The organism is Paraburkholderia sp. BCC1886 (assembly GCF_900996245.1).
GTDB lineage: Bacteria > Pseudomonadota > Gammaproteobacteria > Burkholderiales > Burkholderiaceae > Paraburkholderia.
Map to the genome: position 1 here is coordinate 1 of NZ_CAAJGK010000090.1, position 545 is coordinate 545.

The following is a 545-nucleotide window of genomic DNA, read 5'->3' on the forward strand; positions in this document are numbered from 1 at the left end:
CGACCTGGCCCTGGCTGCGGCCCGTTTCCATGTCGACGAGGTCGTAGCGCGGCATGTCGCCAAGGTTAGCCATGCTGGCCCGATGCACGATCCAGGTCCGGCCCAGGCATTCGAACGGCCTGGCGAGCGATCCCGGGTTGCCGCCGGCTGCCTGACGTTCCGAAGGCGCGCCGCCCAGGACTTGCGCCAGGCCGAACAGGCCGCCTTCACCATGCTTTTCGTTCATATCCGATCCCGAATAAACCGATCCGACAAAGGGCGCTGCGATCTTGCCGAGGTCGCCGCGAAGCGGCAGCCGCTCGGCGCCGATGCCGCATCGGCCGCCGCCGGCCGAGCCTTCGTGTTGAAAATTGTTCATCGTTATTCCGGTTTTTGGCAAAAACTGCAAAGTCATCGCTATCCGCAGCCCGCGTTTTCGTGCGAGCAGCCGGGGGTAATGGGTAGTGTTTCGGTGCACGCCGAAACATAGGATGCGTGATACATGCGAGATCCGTGCCAGGTGGGAAGGGCTTGTCCGGGAGATGCCGATTTCCATTGGGGAGGCG

At 63.1% G+C, this 545-nt stretch carries 1 pseudogene; it reads right to left on the reverse strand.

The features are described 5' to 3' along the window. Positions 1 to 358, reverse strand: a pseudogene (locus FQ746_RS28550) (hypothetical protein); the annotation flags it as partial. Positions 359 to 545 lie beyond the last annotated feature (187 nt).